Genomic DNA, 17,644 nt, shown 5'->3' on the forward strand with positions numbered 1-17,644 from the left:
TGGATAGAAAGTAGGGAGTATATGTCAAAGCAAACCTTTCTTAGAGGGACACTGTTTCTCATCTTAGCCGGGTTAATTACGAAAGTTTTAGGCTTTATTAACCGTATAGTGATGGTTCGTGTGATGGGTGAAGAAGGTGTCGGTCTTTATATGATGGCCGTTCCTACATTAATACTAACGATAACGCTAACACGCATGGGACTTCCTGTTGCGATCTCAAAAATGGTAGCTGAAGCTGATGCAGAAGGTAACCGCCAGAAAATCAAACAAATTTTAATTGTATCCCTTTCGATTACGACTGTGCTTAGCGTTATTTTTACAACGATGATGATCTTTGCAGCTCCATTTTTGTCAAAAGAGGTTTTCACAGATGAGCGCACATTTTATCCGCTTGTCGCTATTGCCCCTGTTGTCTCAATTGTGGCTCTTTCTTCAGTGCTTAGAGGGTATTTCCAGGGATTACAGAACATGAGACCGTCTGCTTATTCTCAAGTAATTGAACAAATTGTACGCATTTGTCTCGTCGCAGTTCTTACAGGCGCGTTTCTACCTTATGGTGTCGAATTTGCCGCGGCAGGTGCAATGATTTCCGTAGTGCTTGGAGAACTCGCCTCGCTTCTCTTTATGTTTTCCATGTTTAAAATGAAAAAGCGGATTAAAATAAGAAGTGGATTTTTCAACTATTTAAAAGGCGGGAGAGGGACTTTCAACAGTTTAATGAAGATTTCGCTACCGACAACTGGTAGTCAATTGATAGGATCTCTCTCCTATTTTTTTGAACCGATTATGGTGGCACGAAGCCTTGCCATCGCTGGAGTTGCCACAACGCTTGCCACAAAACAATACGGTCACTTAACTGGCCTTGCTATACCACTGTTGTTTCTCCCTACCTTTATCACCTACTCTTTGCAGGTATCACTTGTACCCGCAATTAGTGAAGCACATGCTCAAAAGCAGTATAAACAAATTCAACACCGGTTAAGTCAAGCAATCCGACTATCGATGGTGGCTGGTGGACTTTCGGTAGTCATCACATATATCTTTGCGGTTCCATTAATGGATATCATGTACAACGCCCCTCACGTCGCCATCTATGTACAAGTTATGGCTCCTTTCTTTTTCTTCTATTATTTTCAGGGTCCGCTTGCAGCCGCCCTACAAGCATTAGATTTAGCTAAGGCTGCTATGATCAATAGTTTTATTGGCGCAGGCGTTAAACTAATTGCGATCTTCTTTCTTGCTTCTCGACCTGAGTTAGGCATTATGGGCGCGGCTCTTGCAATTGTAATAGGCATTCTTCTCGTAACACTTCTCCACTTTGCCACTCTTGTGAAGGCAATTGGTTTTTCTCTTGTTGTAAGTGATTTACTTAAAGGCGTAACATCCATTATAGCAACTGGATTTGCCGGACATTTTCTTTATCAAACCTTCTCTTCGTCTTCCACTGATCTACTCGGTACGGTCTTAGCTATATCGGTCACATCAATCATTTATTTTGTCATTTTACTACTGCTTGGACTTATTAATCGACATGACTTAAGAAGAATGCCATTCATTGGGAAATTCATTCACTAATATAATTAAGCCTATTTTAAACTGCATCCATACAGAGAAAAAGTAACCTTCACGGTTACTTTTTCTCATTCTTCAAATCAATAAAAAAACTTCCATTTTTATGGAGGGAACAAAATGAAATCCGCTTTATATCTTTATGCCCAACTTTTCTAAGCTCTTGCCTAAGCCATAGCGCTGTTTTTCCAATTCGCTCAAGATGTTCCTCCTGAACTTTTCCATCCAAGATAAGGGGAAGAGGCATTAAAGTTGCAGGCTCTTCTTGTTTATTATCCTCCTCTTTTTTGATGACCGATAGCTTGCCTGAGGGTTCAAGGATCGCGAACTCAACATCTGAAACAGATGCAACGTTATTCTCTCGCAATTGAACCAGCAAATCATCAAAGTTATATCGCTGTTTTCTCATTTCCGTTTCATCGATTTTACCCCGATCAATTAACACGGAAGGCTTTCCGTCCACGATTTCCCGTACTTTCTCACTTTTAAGTGAAACAAAAGCCATAAGTATTTGTATTAATACAAGCACAACCATTGGAACAATCGTATTAAGCATCGGTGTCTGTGGATCTTCAATTGACATGACAGCAAGCTCCGCAATCATAATAGAAACGACAAAATCAAGAATACTTAGCTGACCAATTTCCCGCTTTCCCATCACTCTAAAAACGAAAATAATTACAAAATATAAAACAAGCGTTCTAAGTATAATGGTCATATATTCCATCCCTGATCCCTCCTTTCAAGCTTCTTTTGTTTAGTTTAACCACGTTTTGTTTCTACATGAGGGAATGTATTGGAAATGTTGTATTGCAGAAAATAAAAAAACTTCCCTAGTAATAGGGAAGTAAATATCTGAAATAGATGTAGACTGTACTAATAACAAGCGAGATGAAGACGACCGGTAATCCAATTTTGAGAAAAGCAATGAACCTTACTTCTTGGTTGTCTTTTAACGCAAGACCAGCCACCACCACATTAGCAGAAGCTCCAATTAACGTTCCATTCCCACCAAGACATGAACCTAAGGCAAGCGACCACCACAACGGATCAAGGTTCGTCATTCCGTACCCAGAGAATTCTGAAATCACCGGGATCATGGCTGCAACAAATGGAATGTTATCTAAAAAGGCAGAGAGAATACCTGCTCCCCACAAAATAATAAGGGAAGTCTTAGGCAAATCACCTTCAGTATATAAAAGAATCGTCCTGGCAACTTCATCAATAATACCTACTTCCTCTAATCCACCAATAAGGATAAAAAGACCCATAAAGAAAAATAACGTCACCCATTCAATCGATTCAAAAACCTCTTCCACCTTATGCTCTTTTTGAGTAATCAATAGTAAAAGAACTGCCCCCGCCATCGCAATATTCGTCAATTCAGTATGTAAGACAGGGTGCAAAAGAAAACCAGTAATTGTCATAAGTAATACGGCTGAAGACTTATAGAGCAAAGGTCCTTTTTTCAAATACTGAGACGCATCAATTTTTAACAATGACTTTCGATACGAATCATCTACGATTAATCCTTTCCGATAAAAAAACAAAAGACCTGTTATGATAACAGCATAAATGACCACAACAATCGGGGCTAAGTTATAAATAAAATCATTAAAATCAAGATGGTCAACTGCCTGACCAATCATAATATTAGGCGGATCACCGATCAATGTTGCCGTTCCTCCGATATTGGATGATAGGATTACCGTTACTAAAAAGGGCATGCTTGTGATGTTTAATATTTTCGTTAACGTCAGCGTTATCGGGACAAGTAGAAGAACTGTTGTAACGTTATCTAAAAGGGCAGATCCAACTGCAGTTAAAGTACCTATAACGGCGAGGAGCGGCAAAGGCTTCCCCTGCACCTGTTGGGCAAGCTTAATCGCGATATATTCAAATAGTCCATTTTGACTTGTAATGGAAACCAGTATCATCATAGAAAACAAGAGGGCGATCGTATTCCAATCAACGTGGTTCATAAAAGCTGAATCAGTGTTTGTAATCCCCGCCAGCAACATAAGCAGTCCGCCGCCACATGCGACGATAGCACGATTGATTTTTTCGGTAATGATGCCTATATAAGCAAGAACAAATATGGTGAGCGCAATGATTATGTCCAATCCATACTGCCCCTTCCCTGTCCCGTTTCTAACATCGTATGACGGGCTGTCCGAATTCATGAATAGACTTCTAATTCCTCCGTAGTCGAATAGAATGTACAAACTATCTCGTTTAAGGGGGAGGAAAATGAGATCCAAACACGCATTCTCAAGTATGGGGTCTGGCTTACTTGCGATTATTGTTATTGTGCTTGCGACTAGCGTCCTTTTTTCATTAATTCTTCGCTTCTCTTCGGTATCTGAAAAAGGAATTAGTCCACTCATTATTGTAGCGACTGTGATTGCCTTTTTTATTGGAGGCTTTATTTCTGGAGGCAAAGGGGGGGAACGCGGTTGGCTACTTGGCGGAGGAACAGCTTGTATGTATATCATGCTTCTTTTCCTCATTCAATACTTGGGATATCGCGTAAACATGAACCTCGAGCAGCTACTTTATCATGCTGGTTACGGTCTCATTTGCATTCTTGGAGGAATTATTGGGGTGAATGTTAAAGGTGGCAAGCATCGAGAAGCCTAGAAAAAAGAGCGCCCTCCATAGAGGACGCTCTTCTCAATTACTTGCTATTTTCAGTGATTGATTCGCGGATTGCCGCTCGGTCAAACACCATTTTTGTACCGTCAGTTGTGCGGATTGTAATTGTACCTTCGTCCATTGCATCAATAATTCCATGCATTCCACCGATGGTTACAACTTTATTCCCTTTTTCTAGGCTTGCTTGCATTTCTTTCGTTTTCTTTTGACGCTTCTGTTGCGGGCGAATCAAAAGGAAATAGAAAATCGCGAACATTAATAGAAGCGGGACTAAATTCATTAACGTAGAACTCATACTCTTTTCACCCCTTTCCAGCAGTTACACAATCTATGGATTAAAAGTTTTTCGCATTTGGTTTATTAAACCCATACTGTTCAAAAAACTCAGCCTTAAAGTCTAGAAGACGGTCATCCATAATCGCCTGTCTAACTTGCTTCATCAAGTTTAACAGAAAATAAAGGTTATGGTAAGTCGTTAAGCGAAAGCCATAAGTTTCATTTGATTTTACAAGATGACGAATGTAAGCTCTCGAATAATTCCGGCAAACGTGACAATCACAATTTTCATCAAGCGGACGGAAATCTCGTGCATATTTCGCGTTTCGAACAACAAGACGACCGTTACTTGTCATAAGCGTCCCGTTACGAGCAATCCGCGTTGGAAGAACACAATCGAACATGTCCACTCCTCTAATTGCACCATCAATAAGAGAATCAGGTGACCCCACTCCCATTAAATAACGTGGTTTGTGAGTTGGAAGATGAGGTGTTGTAAAATCTAACACGCGATTCATCACATCTTTTGGTTCGCCAACAGAAAGACCTCCGATTGCATAACCTGGAAAATCGAGTGAAACAAGATCCTCAGCACTTTGTTTCCTTAAATCTTCGTACTCGCCACCCTGTACAATACCGAACAACCCCTGGATATCTTTACGTTCATGAGCCGTTAAACAACGTTCTGCCCACCGACTAGTCCGCTCTACAGAACTCTTCATATAGTCAAATTCTGCTGGATATGGAGGGCATTCATCAAATGCCATCATAATATCAGAACCTAGTGCATTTTGAATTTCCATTGCGCCTTCAGGAGAAAGAAAAAGCTTCTCACCACTCATATGATTTCGGAAGTGAACACCTTTTTCCTCGATTTGTCTGAGGTCACTTAAGCTAAATACTTGAAAGCCGCCAGAATCAGTTAGGATTGGCTGATCCCAGTTCATAAATTTATGAAGACCACCCGCTTCTTTTACAATATCGTGTCCTGGTCGAAGCCAAAGATGATAAGTGTTACTCAAAATAACCCCTGCACCCATTTCTTTCAATTCTTCAGGACTCATTGTTTTAACTGTTGCAAGTGTTCCAACTGGCATAAACATTGGGGTTTCAAACGTTCCATGGGGGGTGTGAAGCTTCCCAAGGCGCGCACCACTTTGTTTACATGTTTTAATTAATTCATAGCGGATTGGTTCCGTCATACTTTCGTACTCCCTTCCAAAATCAACATTGCATCACCAAAACTGAAGAATCTGTATTCCTCTTCAACAGCAGTACGATAAGCGGAAAGCACAAAATCTCTTCCCGCAAGGGCGCTTACGAGCATGATCAATGTTGACTGAGGCAGGTGAAAGTTAGTAATCAGTCCATTGATTGCTTTAAACGTATAACCAGGGTAAATAAAAATATCAGTCCAACCTGATGATTCTTCAAAAAGGCCGTCATGGGCTGAAGCCACCGTCTCAAGCGTTCTTGTCGAAGTTGTGCCAACTGAAATTATTCGACCTCCATCTTCACGAACTCGATTCAAAAGATCCGCCGTCCCTTTCGTCAGCTGATAAAATTCCCCATGCATTTCATGTTCAAGAATATTATCGACAGAAACTGGTCGAAATGTACCTAGCCCAACATGTAGCGTGATAAAGGCTATGTGAACGCCTTTGTCTTCAAGACGTTGAAGCATTTCTTCTGTAAAATGCAGTCCTGCAGTTGGTGCAGCAGCAGATCCTCTATGCTTTGCAAAAACGGTTTGATAGCGATCTTGATCATCAAGCGTTTCTGTAATATAAGGAGGAAGCGGCATTTCACCAAGTTGATCAAGGATTTCATAAAAAACCCCTTCATATTGAAACTCCAGTACACGGCCACCGTGTTCTAAAGACTCTTTGCATACGGCTGTCAAACGGCCATCGCCAAAGGAAATTACCGTGCCTGGCTTCACTCGCTTGGCAGGTTTAACAAGCGTTTCCCATTCATCATCTTCCATTTGCTTAAGCAGGAGAACTTCAATCTTGGCACCAGTTTCCTCTTTTGAACCGTATAGTCTTGCCGGCATCACCCGCGTATCATTCAAGACAAGACAATCACCAGGATTGATATGTTCCTCCAAATTGGAGAACTCTCTATGCTGAAGCTTTTGCTCTAATGGGTCTAAGACCATCAATCGCGATTTTGTCCGCTCTTTTAACGGGGTTTGCGCGATTAATCTTTCTGGAAGCTCAAAATCAAAATCATTTACGTTCATTTTCTTCACCACTATTTCTAAAAAGTGTTCAACTTTATTGATTTTACCACAGCACTACCGATCCGCGCACCCTTAAGGGGCAGTTCTCCTTCCCCCAGCTTGTAACTGACGGTTGGAAAGCTCCCCCTTATCTGAACCTGCCTATAATAAAAAAGAGTAGTGACAGAACAATACTAACGATGATAGAAGTAACGATAGGAAAAAAGAATGTTGTGTTTCCTCTTTTAATTATCAAATCACCAGGTAATTTACCGACAAAGGACCACAAAACACCAATAGCTAAAAAAGCGATACCTAAAACGATAAATAGCTTTGAAATGCCCATCTTTATTTCGGAACCTCCATACCAAAGTGTTCGTATACATGATGCGTCACCATTCGTCCACGCGGCGTGCGCTGTAGAAATCCAATTTGAAGAAGGTAAGGCTCATACACATCTTCAATCGTATGACTTTCTTCACCAATGGTGGCGGCAATCGTATCAACGCCAACAGGTCCACCACGAAACTTTTCAATAATCGCTAAAAGAAGCTTGTGGTCAATATGATCGAGTCCGAGCGGATCCACCTGCATCATCTCCAGCGCCTGTGCAGCAAGCGATGACGAGATGACTCCATCGCCTTTTACTTGAGCGAAATCTCTTACTCGCTTTAACAAACGATTAGCGATTCGCGGTGTTCCTCGAGAGCGACGCGCTAGTTCAACAGCGGCATTCTGATCCATTTCTACATTAAAAATATCAGCTGTTCTCATGATAATCGTTTGTAATTCATCTTCTAGATAATATTCAAGCCTGCTTAAGACACCAAACCTGTCTCGTAAAGGGGCCGTTAATAACCCTGCTCTTGTCGTCGCACCGACAAGTGTAAATGGTGGTAGATCCAGTCGAACGGACCTGGCCGTTTCACCCTTTCCAATCACAATATCCAGGCAATAATCTTCCATTGCGGGATAAAGCACTTCTTCTACGCTTCTTGGAAGACGATGAATTTCATCAATAAATAAAACATCTCCAGGTTCAAGGGCCGTTAAAATAGCTGCTAAATCCCCTGGTCGTTCGATGGCAGGACCTGATGTTGTACGCAAATTCACTTCCATCTCATTAGCAATGATAGCGGAAAGGGTCGTTTTACCGAGGCCTGGAGGACCATATAACAAAACATGATCCAGAGGCTCTTCGCGCATTTTTGCCGCTTCAATAAACACTTCAAGATTTCGCTTTACTTTTTCTTGTCCAATATACTGAGCTAATCGCTGAGGACGGAGGCTATATTCTACGGATGAGTCGTCACCGACTTGTTCTCCAGATAGAATGCGATCTTCCACGTTACTCCCTCCTTATTGCTTCAGCATAAGCTGAAGGGCTTTCTTAATATACTGATCGGTTGTTAGCGTTTCTTCTAACAGTTTTGGTTTAACCTTCTTAATTTCTCGGTCTGCATAGCCAAGTGCTTTCAATGCTTCTAGCGCTTCATCAAGTTCATGAGCGCCTTCTTCTTGCACCTCGTCAACTGCAAATAATCCTTCTATTGGAGTTCCAAAACCTTTCAGCTTTCCTTTTAAATCAAGGATAATTTGACGAGCTGTTTTCTTTCCTACTCCAGGAAACTTCGTCAAGAATTTTTCATCTTCCATCTCGATGGCACTAACTACCTTGTCCGGTTCGCCAGTCGCTAAAATAGCAACCGCACCTTTAGGACCAATCCCTGATACATTTAACAGTTTTTCAAATAAAAGGCGCTCTTCTCGGCTTGGGAAACCATAAAGAGCAATAAGATCTTCTCTCACATAATGGTGCGTAAAAATTTGGATCGATTGATTTCGATATTTCTGAAACTCAAACGGATTGCCACAATAGATTTTATAGCCAATCGAATTGGACTCCACCACAATGTATTCTGTATCAATATATTCAACCGTGCCTTTAATATATTCAATCAAAGCTACTCTCTCCCCTGTACATACGAACGTGTATTTCTATCTCTCCATTCTACCATAAAAACATGAAAAGCGGAGCGGGCCGGTTAAAATCCGCAGGATGTTGGAACCCATGAGATTGAGACGCTTTTTGTCTCATTCGATTGGGTGAAACAGCCGGAGGATTTGGCCCGCGCAGCTAGACATGAAAAGCGGAGACGAGCGTTTAGTAACGGAGATATTGAAGCTCTTGAACCAGAACACGCTTTTGGTGTTCTAGTTATAGTTTGAAGTGACCGAGTGTCTGCCCACTGCAGGTGGATCTCACGAAAAGCGGAAGGAAGCGTAAATTAAACGCAAAAACCTGTCCTATTGGACAGGTTCGCTTTTGATTTTCGAAAAAGATTGAATCACATCTTCAAACTGATACCATGACTCTACAGGTATACCATCCATAAGTTGTTCTCGCCTTTGACTTTCAAGCTTCCCTACATCAATTTGGAAGAACGTTTGAATCACTTTCTCATCGGCAGGGTCACCATCAAAAATGGTAAGAACACCATCCTTCGTTAAACCAAAATGACCATTTTGTTTACTTGCAGGTGAAATGTCTTCAAAATTCCGTTCAAAAACCATTTTTCCTTCTTCCTGATCCACAAGTTGCCAGTCTGCATATTGACTCCAAAAATCCTCCATTGCCCAGATCGTTTCATATACGGATTGTTTTGTTGTCACACCATCAGCATAATTCGTTCGTAGTTCTACTTCAATGACTAACGGCCCTTCTTCTAGTAGAGACTCTGATGTTACCGTTGCTAAACCGTTATTAGGCTCAAAAGCTTCGGCAGATGTTCCACCAAAAACTAGAAGGAAACCTAACAGAATGAGTGGATAAAGGTTTTTCATATATCTTCAACACCTTTCTTCCATATTCAATAAGTTCATGCCGTTAGCGTTTCCAACTTTTCTCTCTCTATTCATCAAAAAAAGCTACAGAAAATCTGTAGCTTAAAGTTGCTCATAAACCTCATCATTTATTTCCGCATTATGATATACTTCTTGCACATCATCATTATCTTCAAGCTGTTCAATTAGCTTCACCATGTTAATACCATCTTCGTCCTCTAGAGGGGCATACGTTTCTGGAATCATTGTGACCTCAGCAGATGAGAATGTTAAGCCGTCTGCTTCTAGCTGATGCTTAACCACCTGAAACTCTTGTGGATCCGTATAAATCTCATACGCTTCCTCCGTTGTTTCCATTTCTTCTGCACCAGCTTCAATGACCTGAAGCAATAATTCCTCTCCATCAATTTCGCTTTCAGAGCGGTCAATGATCAGTAAACCTTTGCGATTAAATAAAAAGGATACACAACCATTTTCGCCCATATTTCCATTATTTTTACTAAAAGCATGTCGTACATCGGCCGCAGCACGATTTTTATTATCTGTGAGCAATTGAACCATGAGCGCTGCGCCACCTGAGCCATAGCCTTCATATATAACATTTTCGTACTGTACGCCATTTAAATCACCAGTGGCTTTCTTTATCGCACGATCAATGTTATCGTTCGGCATATTTGATGATTTCGCCTTATCAATCGCAAGTCTTAAAGAAGGATTTGTTTCCGGATCGCTTCCCCCTTGCTTAGCAGCAACAAAAATTTCCTTCGCTAGCTTCATGAATACTTTCCCACGTTTCGCATCCTGTGCGTTTTTTCTACGTTGAATATTTTTCCATTTGGAATGTCCAGCCATCGGTACGAACGACTCCTTTCAAATAGAGTGATTTCTCTAACCGTAACATAGGAGTTATTCGACCGAAAAGTGTTCTGCATATGTAGGCGAGCAGGCTTCTGCCCACTCGCTATTTTGATTACTTGTTGTTCTCAAAAGGACGCTTTGCAGCATTGCCGATGTCATCTAAAATCCCATTCACATCAGCCTGAACCTCTTCAAAGCCATTTCCATCTGCAAGACGGTTATTCACGTCGCCCATGCGACCAAAAACATCTTCATCTGTTGAGATCGAAACATTTTTCTGTTTCGTTACTTTTGCTACTTCACTACGAACTGTATCCTTTACATCTGCATCATTTTTGTCGTTTGTATCAACGCCAATCATGATCTGATCACCGTATACAATGACACGAGAATCGTCCACATTTTTAAGCTTGTTGATTCTCTTCGCAAGTCGGGTAGACAGTTCATTGTCATAACCTGAATAATTATCATCGGTACGCATGTATCCTGGCCCGTTCATTCCATTACGTTTATCAATTTGCTTTCCATCTGGAGCTTTTACACCGTGTTCATAATCTCGGTCAATCATGTCTGTAACGGCACCTTCGCGATAATCACCGTTATTATCTTCACTTGTGTAATAACCAATCGGACGTGTGGAATCATTATAACGTGTATCCATCGCCTCATTATCGGCTGTACACCCGATTAATCCACCTGCAAACATCATCGTAGAAAGCGTTAGAATTGTTTTCCTCAAATTTAAAACCTCCTTTCACCTTTAGAATGTGAGGAGGCTGATGTTTTTAATCTGTTAGTTCTAGGTAACAATGGTACCTATTAAAGCACTTGCCGAATGAATGCCGACCTTTTCTCTTTCTGCTGCTCTGTTTTTACCAATAGTTCATTTCTTCCACTGGGATTCATTAACCATTCCCGGTAAAAATCGGCAGGATAAGCAAGAAGTCTTCTAAGAGAAGAATGTTCGATGCAATGACGAAGTGAAGAGATATGTGACTTCTCCCATTCCTCTAGCGACCAGTTACAGTGAGGAAGCATTCGATTTATCAACTGCAAATAATCATACTCACGCGGAGCGTAACTTATGAGATCACCATCAATTAAAAGCAACTGATCAAAATTAAAGATAAAGTTATGATGTGCAGGATCGCCGTGGACAATGCAATGACGTCGATAAGCAGACCGTTCAAGTTGTTCGACTTCCTTCATCTCAGAGAGAACACTTTCACCAATCGTTAAAAAATAATTAATAAGCTTTTCCTGTTCAAAAGAGAGTACCTCAGAATCTAAATTTTGCTTAAACCGTATGAAGCGGTTCGTCCATTTTCGAGTAAGAGAGACATATGGTATGTGCTTACTAACAATCCCCTGAACTTCATCTTGAAAATGATTGGTTTTTTCCAGCGCAAGAAATCGATCTTCTTTAATACTATAGTCAAGCGCTCGCCCTTCTATTGCTTTCATGCAGGCAAACGTCAGTCCACCACTTTCTTTCATCCACTCGCCATCTGCGAAAGGAATATAAGGAACAAAAGAAGTAGCACCAGCAGATGATATTTCGATTTGTTTTTTTATCGTTTCTTTCTTTACTGCTGCTTTTAAAAAAACAGGCTCGCCATTGTAAGAAATGCCCCTCCAAACGAGTGAATTTATCTGCTTCATTTGTAGAAAAAAAGGGCGTATCCCCTGTAGGATAGCCCCATTCATCTTACTAGCGTGATTCCGCATAGCTACTTTCCATTCCCATATAATCCATCATCGGCGCTTTATTAGCTCCCTGAACGAATCCAGGGTTCGCATATGACGGCATTTGTTGATAAGGCGATACTTGTTGATTTCCTCCACATCCACAGTCATGTTGCTGATAAGGTGAGACCATTGGTTGGTTAGGATAGCCAGGCGGCATCATCATGCCACCTAAATTTTGATTCGGATAACCATAAGCACCCATCACAGCTTCAGGATATTCTTCATTTCCTTTATGAGCATATGGCGCCATACCATAACCATTCATTGCTGCCCCGGCTACTGATCCAGGATAGCCGCCATTGTTTCCTTTATGGCCATAACCTTCATACGCTCCTGCTACGTCCTGATTTGGATACCCTTGTGTTTGCATGCCCGCTACATTTCCTGGGTAGCCGCCATTGTTTCCTTTATGGCCATAACCTTCATACGCTCCTGCTACGTCCTGATTTGGATACCCTTGTTTTTGCATGCCCGCTACATTTCCTGGGTAGCCGCCATTGTTTCCTTTATGGCCATAGCCTTCATACGCTCCTGCTACGTCCTGATTTGGATACCCTTGTGTTTGCATGCCCGCTACATTTCCTGGGTAGCCGCCATTGTTTCCTTTATGGCCATAGCCTTCATACGCTCCTGCTACGTCCTGATTTGGATACCCTTGTGTTTGCATGCCCGCTACATTTCCTGGGTAGCCGCCATTGTTTCCTTTATGGCCATAGCCTTCATACGCTCCTGCTACGTCCTGATTTGGATAACCGCTACCATACATATGCGCGCCAGCGACTGAACCAGGGTATCCCGGCATGCTTTGATTTGCTTTGTTTCCGTAGCTTGCTCCTGCAACATCAGAGCTTTCTTCCCCCATACCATAGTTGTTCATGTTAGTGTTAGCACCAGCTACATTTTGATTTGGATAGCCGTTTTGCTGGTAAGCCCCCGCTACGCTCTCTTCTCCTTTTTGACCATATCCGTTCATTTCAGCTCCTGCTACCGCACCTGGATAGCCGTTCCCTTTATTTCCAAAACCTCCATAGGCTCCAGCAACGTTTTGATTTGAATAGCCATAAGCTCCTGCTACTTCTCCAGGATATCCACCAGAATTTGCTTTACTTCCATACCCTTCATAAGCACCTGCTACGTTCTGATTGTTAGAGCCCATTTGTGCTCCACCCACAGAAGTCGGATAGCCAGGATAACCACCATTGTATTCTTTGTTCGCATAACTTGTAGTTCCAGCTACGTTACTAGGATACCCTTGATTCATTGGAGGTGGTGGCATTTCCATTGACGAAGACTCAAATTCACTTAACACTTCTTCATCATTCATTGGATAAAATAAATTTTCTGCTTTTTTGGCTTTTTCAACTGGTTTCTTTTCAGCTACTTTTTTTGCTTTCTCAACCGGTTTTTTCTCAACTGTTTTTTTCGCTTCCACTTTCTTTTCAGGCTTTGTTTCTTTTGGCTTTACTTTCTTAGGCTTTTCTTCCTGAGGCATCATATTCATATTCATGTTCATATTTAACCCCATGTTTAACTCATTGTTGATTGGCATAGTCATAGACGGCTTTTCTACTGGCTTCATCGGCGCTTCTTTTTTCTTAGGCATTTCTTTGATCGGCATTTCTTTTTTCATTTCTTTGATCGGCATTTCTTTCTTCTTAACGGGAACACCACCCGATGGTACTTTCACTTTCATACCTGGCATAATCATATTAGGATTCTTAAGCTGCGTATTGACAGCTTTTAATTGTTCAAAATCGACGCCATATTTTTTAGCGATTTTCCATAAAGTATCGCCTTTTTGAACGACATGTATTTTCAACCTAAAAACTCCCTCCTGTAATCAGTACAATGAAATTCAGTACAGTGTATGCATGACTGGGCAGATTGCTACCTTTTTGAAAGGATAAGATCATCACATTAATATGCAAAGGAGAGGGCGCCTATGAGTAATGTCAATTTAAAAACGAAAAAGGAATCAAACATAACGTTTGATCCCTTGATTTTATGCGCGAGCAAGCATTCGATTTAACGCTTGGATCGCATAGAATGCTGTATCTGATTCCACTTTAATCTGATTTGTTTTCTGCCCAACTAGAGCTTCTTCAAGCGCCCATAGAAGATGAGGCAAATCAATTCGATTCATAGTTAGACAAGGGCACATGTTTGGATTTAATGAAACGATTGTTTTATCGGGATGTTGTTGAATAATGCGATTAACAAGGTTCATCTCTGTCCCAATCGCCCATTTTGAACCAGGTTGTGCCTGTTCAATCGTCTCAATAATCATTTTTGTAGAGCCAGAGAAATCCGATCGTTCCACAACTTCAAAACTGCACTCTGGATGAACGATGACGCTAATGTCAGGAAATTCTCGTCTCACTTCATCAATATTTTCCACAGTGAATTTTTCATGCACCGAGCAATGACCTTTCCATAATATCACTTTAATTTCATTATAATCTCCTTCATACTCTAGCGTATCTGTAATCGGATCCCATACGGCCATCGCCTCTAAAGGGACACCAAGTTCATAAGCGGTATTCCGTCCCAGGTGCTGATCAGGCAAGAACAGGATGCGGTCTTTCTGAGTAAATCCCCAGTCAACCATCGCCATTGCATTAGACGATGTCACCGTTGCTCCACCATATTTTCCAACAAACGCTTTTATAGCAGCCGTAGAATTCACGTATGTTAAAGGAAGAATCGTATCACCAAATAACATTTGAAGCTTCGACCATGCGCGCTCAGTTTGATGAATATCCGCCATGTCTGCCATTGAACAACCTGCCCGCATGTCAGGAAGAATAACAGTCTGTTGGGTTTCTGTTAAAATATCAGCTGTTTCAGCCATAAAATGAACCCCACAAAAAATGATCGTTTCCGCTTTTTTATTACGTGCAGCAAGCTGCGCGAGTTGGAGAGAATCTCCTGTATCATCTGCAAACTGAACAACTTCATCCTTTTGATAATGATGGGCAGGAAGGTATAACCTTTCCCCCATCTCAGCTTTAATCGCTACAACCCTCTTAACCATCTCCTCTTCGGTAAGGTTTTTATATCGTTCTGGAAGACCAGGCTTTTTTAATGCATCTAAAATGTTCATTTCACTTCCCCTTTCATACGTAAACTAATATCAAGACTTTTAACAGAATGGGTTAAGCAACCTAGCGAAATCATCGTAACTCCTGTTTGCCGATAAGTTGCAAGATTATCAAGCGTAATGCCTCCTGACGCTTCTGAAATTAACGGGTAGGGAACTAATTTCGCATATCCGGCCACTTCTTTTGGCGAACAGTTATCAAACATAATCACGTCAGCCTGAGCTTTTACGGCTTCACGAACTTCCTCTTCCGTTGATGTCTCCACTTCGATTTTAGTCATATGTCCAAGGTGTTTCTTTACATGTGAAACTGCTTTTTCAATACTTCCAAACTGTGCAATGTGATTATCTTTTAGCATTACGCCACCATCAAGGGTCATTCGATGATTAACCCCACCTCCGCACCTCACTGCATACTTTTCATACATCCGAAGACCAGGTGTCGTTTTCCTCGTATCACAAACACGTATAGAAGGATCGTTAAGAAGTTCAACTGCTCGAGCCGTCATCGTAGCCACGCCACTCATTCGCTGAATCAGATTTAAAATAACGCGCTCCCCTGTTAGTACTGTTCGTACTTTCCCTTTTACAGAAGCAATGACGTCCCCACTTTGAACAACATCACCATCTGTCACGTAAACCTCAACGCGACTTCTTTCATCAAGTATTCGAAAACCAATTTCAATCACTTCTCGGCCACAAAAAACGCCACTTTCTTTTGCTATAAATAGCGCTTCTGATTGCTCGTCTGAAGGAAATAGCAGCTCACTCGACAAATCTGAAGTTCCTATATCTTCAATAAAAAATTGTTCGAGATCTTTCCTGACTTTTAACCCAATCATCCTGATAAATCCCCCTAAGTATTCTTTTTTGCTTCCATTTTTGCAGCTGCTTCGGATAGTCTGCTCGGTAATGAGCACCACGGCTTTCTTTACGTAAAACGGCCGAAGTTGCCATTAGCCAGCTGACTAGCCCCATATTAGCTCGTTCAATTGACTGAAAATCCAACTTACCAACTTCTTCCGTTGCAACGGGGTGAAGTAACTTAAGCGCATAACTAAGCCCCACCCTTGTTCTTTTCATTCCAACAAATTCATCCATGGTTTCTTTTAGTTCATGGAGTAATATTGAGGGTTGAGAAAATCTCGTATCTTGATCTATTAACTCTCTTTTTCTTACGTCTCGGTGATGGTGCAAAATCCACTCAGCTGCTTCACGTGCAAAAACAATACCCTCTAAAAGAGAGTTGCTGGCCAGGCGATTAGCTCCGTGAACACCTGTATGAGCAACTTCTCCAAGAGCAAATAACCCATCAAGAGAAGTTCTACCAACGTGATCAGTTATCACGCCACCCATAAGAAAATGAGCACCAGGTTTCACAGGAATCATTCCTTTTGCCAAATCCACATTATGGTTCTTACATTGCATCGCAATCGTCGGAAATCTCTCTTCAAACTTCGAAATCATAGAGATATCTAAGTAAACTGGCAACACTTCTTCGTGAATCGCTCTTGCTACAATATCTCTTGGTGCAAGATCGAAATGCTCGTGTTTCCCTTCCATGAGACGCTCTCCATTAGCTGTAACCAATACGCCACCTTCACCACGAACAGCCTCAGATATTAGGAAAGAGTGATCAGCATCCCCGTCATACATCGTTGGGTGAAATTGCATGAATTCAAGATCCGTTAATATCGCTCCAGCCCGATAAGCCATTGCAAGTCCATCTCCTGTAATGGCTGGATGATTTGACGTTACTGGATAGAGCTGACCTGCTCCCCCTGTTGCAAGTAGCGTATAAGCCGCATTAACAATCAAAGTATCTCCAGCTTGATTGATCACTTTAGCTCCGGTACATTCTCCTTCTTCGATAAGTAGGTCAATCGCCAGATGATCTTCAAGAATGGTACATCGTTTTTTCACTCGATTAATTAGTGTATTGATGATTTCTTCGCCTGTGGCGTCACCACCGGCATGAAAAATTCGCGATACGCTATGCGCTCCTTCTTTACATGTTTGATACTCACCATTCATGCTTTTATCAAATCGCACACCCAAGTTGATGAGGTGCCTTAGTTGCATTGGACCTCTTTTTACGAGAAGCTCAGTAAGTTCTTCGTTGTTATGAAAAACGCCAGCTCGGATCGTATCAAAAAAATGATTTGTCCAGCTATCCTCTTCCGTGGTAGCTGCAGCAATTCCACCTTGAGCAAGCTTGGAATTGCTTTCGCCGAGCTTAGACTTTGTGATAATCGTCACATTCTTTTCCAATGAAAGAAGTTCAGCTACCATTAATCCAGCAACACCGCTCCCAATCACTAATACTTCAGTACTAACTTGATTCATGAAACCACTTCTCCCACTAAACA

Annotated in this window: 18 protein-coding genes; 2 read left to right on the top strand and 16 right to left on the bottom strand. The window is 41.5% G+C overall.

Going from position 1 to position 17,644, the window contains the following annotated elements:
• Positions 1-21 precede the first annotated feature (21 nt).
• Complete coding sequence (gene spoVB, locus ATG70_RS11190) at positions 22-1,575, top strand: stage V sporulation protein B (RefSeq protein ID WP_098444379.1); 1,554 nt, start codon at positions 22-24, stop codon at positions 1,573-1,575.
• A gap of 55 nt (positions 1,576-1,630) precedes the next feature.
• Here the strand turns inward: spoVB and ATG70_RS11195 are convergent, their stop codons facing one another.
• Both ATG70_RS11195 and ATG70_RS11200 read right to left on the bottom strand, forming a co-directional pair.
• Positions 1,631-2,296 (bottom strand): YetF domain-containing protein, encoded by a 666-nt coding sequence (locus ATG70_RS11195; protein WP_098444380.1) that lies wholly within the window; start codon positions 2,294-2,296, stop codon positions 1,631-1,633.
• Between the two features lie 106 nt (positions 2,297-2,402).
• Positions 2,403-3,692: an ArsB/NhaD family transporter gene (locus ATG70_RS11200; protein WP_098444381.1), complete on the bottom strand. Its 1,290-nt coding sequence runs from the start codon at positions 3,690-3,692 to the stop codon at positions 2,403-2,405.
• 127 nt (positions 3,693-3,819) lie between these two features.
• On the opposite strand from ATG70_RS11200, the gene ATG70_RS11205 reads away from it, so the two are divergent.
• A complete protein-coding gene (locus tag ATG70_RS11205; RefSeq protein WP_179886254.1) occupies positions 3,820-4,209 on the top strand; it encodes a TIGR04086 family membrane protein in 390 nt (129 codons plus the stop codon).
• Between the two features lie 37 nt (positions 4,210-4,246).
• On the opposite strand, the gene yajC is transcribed toward ATG70_RS11205, so the two are convergent.
• From yajC to nadB, 14 genes are all read right to left on the bottom strand, one after another.
• Positions 4,247-4,519 carry a preprotein translocase subunit YajC gene (gene yajC / locus ATG70_RS11210; RefSeq protein ID WP_098444383.1) on the bottom strand — a complete coding sequence of 91 codons (273 nt, stop codon included), beginning with the start codon at positions 4,517-4,519 and terminating at the stop codon, positions 4,247-4,249.
• 40 nt (positions 4,520-4,559) lie between these two features.
• A complete protein-coding gene (tgt, locus tag ATG70_RS11215) occupies positions 4,560-5,702 on the bottom strand; it encodes a tRNA guanosine(34) transglycosylase Tgt (protein ID WP_098444384.1) in 1,143 nt (380 codons plus the stop codon).
• The gene (gene queA / locus ATG70_RS11220) at positions 5,699-6,745 is read right to left on the bottom strand and encodes a tRNA preQ1(34) S-adenosylmethionine ribosyltransferase-isomerase QueA (protein ID WP_098444385.1); all 1,047 of its coding nucleotides are present in this window, start codon (positions 6,743-6,745) and stop codon (positions 5,699-5,701) included. Before queA ends, tgt begins: the two co-directional genes overlap by 4 nt.
• 127 nt (positions 6,746-6,872) lie before the next feature.
• Entirely contained in the window at positions 6,873-7,070 is a 198-nt protein-coding gene (locus ATG70_RS11225; RefSeq protein WP_098444386.1) for a DUF2905 domain-containing protein, read from the bottom strand.
• A gap of 2 nt (positions 7,071-7,072) precedes the next feature.
• On the bottom strand, positions 7,073-8,071 hold the full coding sequence (ruvB, locus tag ATG70_RS11230; protein ID WP_098444387.1) for a Holliday junction branch migration DNA helicase RuvB: 999 nt from the start codon (positions 8,069-8,071) through the stop codon (positions 7,073-7,075).
• Positions 8,072-8,083: 12 nt separating this feature from the next.
• Complete coding sequence (gene ruvA / locus ATG70_RS11235; protein ID WP_098444388.1) at positions 8,084-8,686, bottom strand: Holliday junction branch migration protein RuvA; 603 nt, start codon at positions 8,684-8,686, stop codon at positions 8,084-8,086.
• 345 nt (positions 8,687-9,031) lie between these two features.
• The gene (locus ATG70_RS11240) at positions 9,032-9,568 is read right to left on the bottom strand and encodes a BofC C-terminal domain-containing protein (RefSeq protein WP_098444389.1); all 537 of its coding nucleotides are present in this window, start codon (positions 9,566-9,568) and stop codon (positions 9,032-9,034) included.
• A gap of 102 nt (positions 9,569-9,670) precedes the next feature.
• Positions 9,671-10,420: a YebC/PmpR family DNA-binding transcriptional regulator gene (locus ATG70_RS11245; RefSeq protein WP_098444390.1), complete on the bottom strand. Its 750-nt coding sequence runs from the start codon at positions 10,418-10,420 to the stop codon at positions 9,671-9,673.
• Between the two features lie 118 nt (positions 10,421-10,538).
• Entirely contained in the window at positions 10,539-11,165 is a 627-nt protein-coding gene (locus ATG70_RS11250) for a YhcN/YlaJ family sporulation lipoprotein (protein ID WP_098444391.1), read from the bottom strand.
• 80 nt (positions 11,166-11,245) lie between these two features.
• On the bottom strand, positions 11,246-12,154 hold the full coding sequence (locus ATG70_RS11255) for a phosphotransferase (RefSeq protein ID WP_142329573.1): 909 nt from the start codon (positions 12,152-12,154) through the stop codon (positions 11,246-11,248).
• Complete coding sequence (gene safA, locus ATG70_RS22670; RefSeq protein WP_098444393.1) at positions 12,138-13,994, bottom strand: SafA/ExsA family spore coat assembly protein; 1,857 nt, start codon at positions 13,992-13,994, stop codon at positions 12,138-12,140. The genes ATG70_RS11255 and safA overlap by 17 nt, the downstream gene beginning before the upstream one ends.
• 183 nt (positions 13,995-14,177) lie before the next feature.
• Positions 14,178-15,278, bottom strand: coding sequence for a quinolinate synthase NadA (nadA, locus tag ATG70_RS11265; protein ID WP_098444394.1), 1,101 nt, complete (start codon positions 15,276-15,278; stop codon positions 14,178-14,180).
• Positions 15,275-16,117, bottom strand: coding sequence for a carboxylating nicotinate-nucleotide diphosphorylase (nadC, locus tag ATG70_RS11270; RefSeq protein ID WP_098444395.1), 843 nt, complete (start codon positions 16,115-16,117; stop codon positions 15,275-15,277). Before nadC ends, nadA begins: the two co-directional genes overlap by 4 nt.
• Positions 16,071-17,621, bottom strand: coding sequence for an L-aspartate oxidase (nadB, locus tag ATG70_RS11275; protein ID WP_098444396.1), 1,551 nt, complete (start codon positions 17,619-17,621; stop codon positions 16,071-16,073). The genes nadC and nadB overlap by 47 nt, the downstream gene beginning before the upstream one ends.
• Positions 17,622-17,644: the final 23 nt, after the last annotated feature.

It is taken from the genome of Bacillus sp. es.036, assembly GCF_002563635.1.
In the GTDB taxonomy this organism is placed as follows: domain Bacteria; phylum Bacillota; class Bacilli; order Bacillales; family Guptibacillaceae; genus Guptibacillus.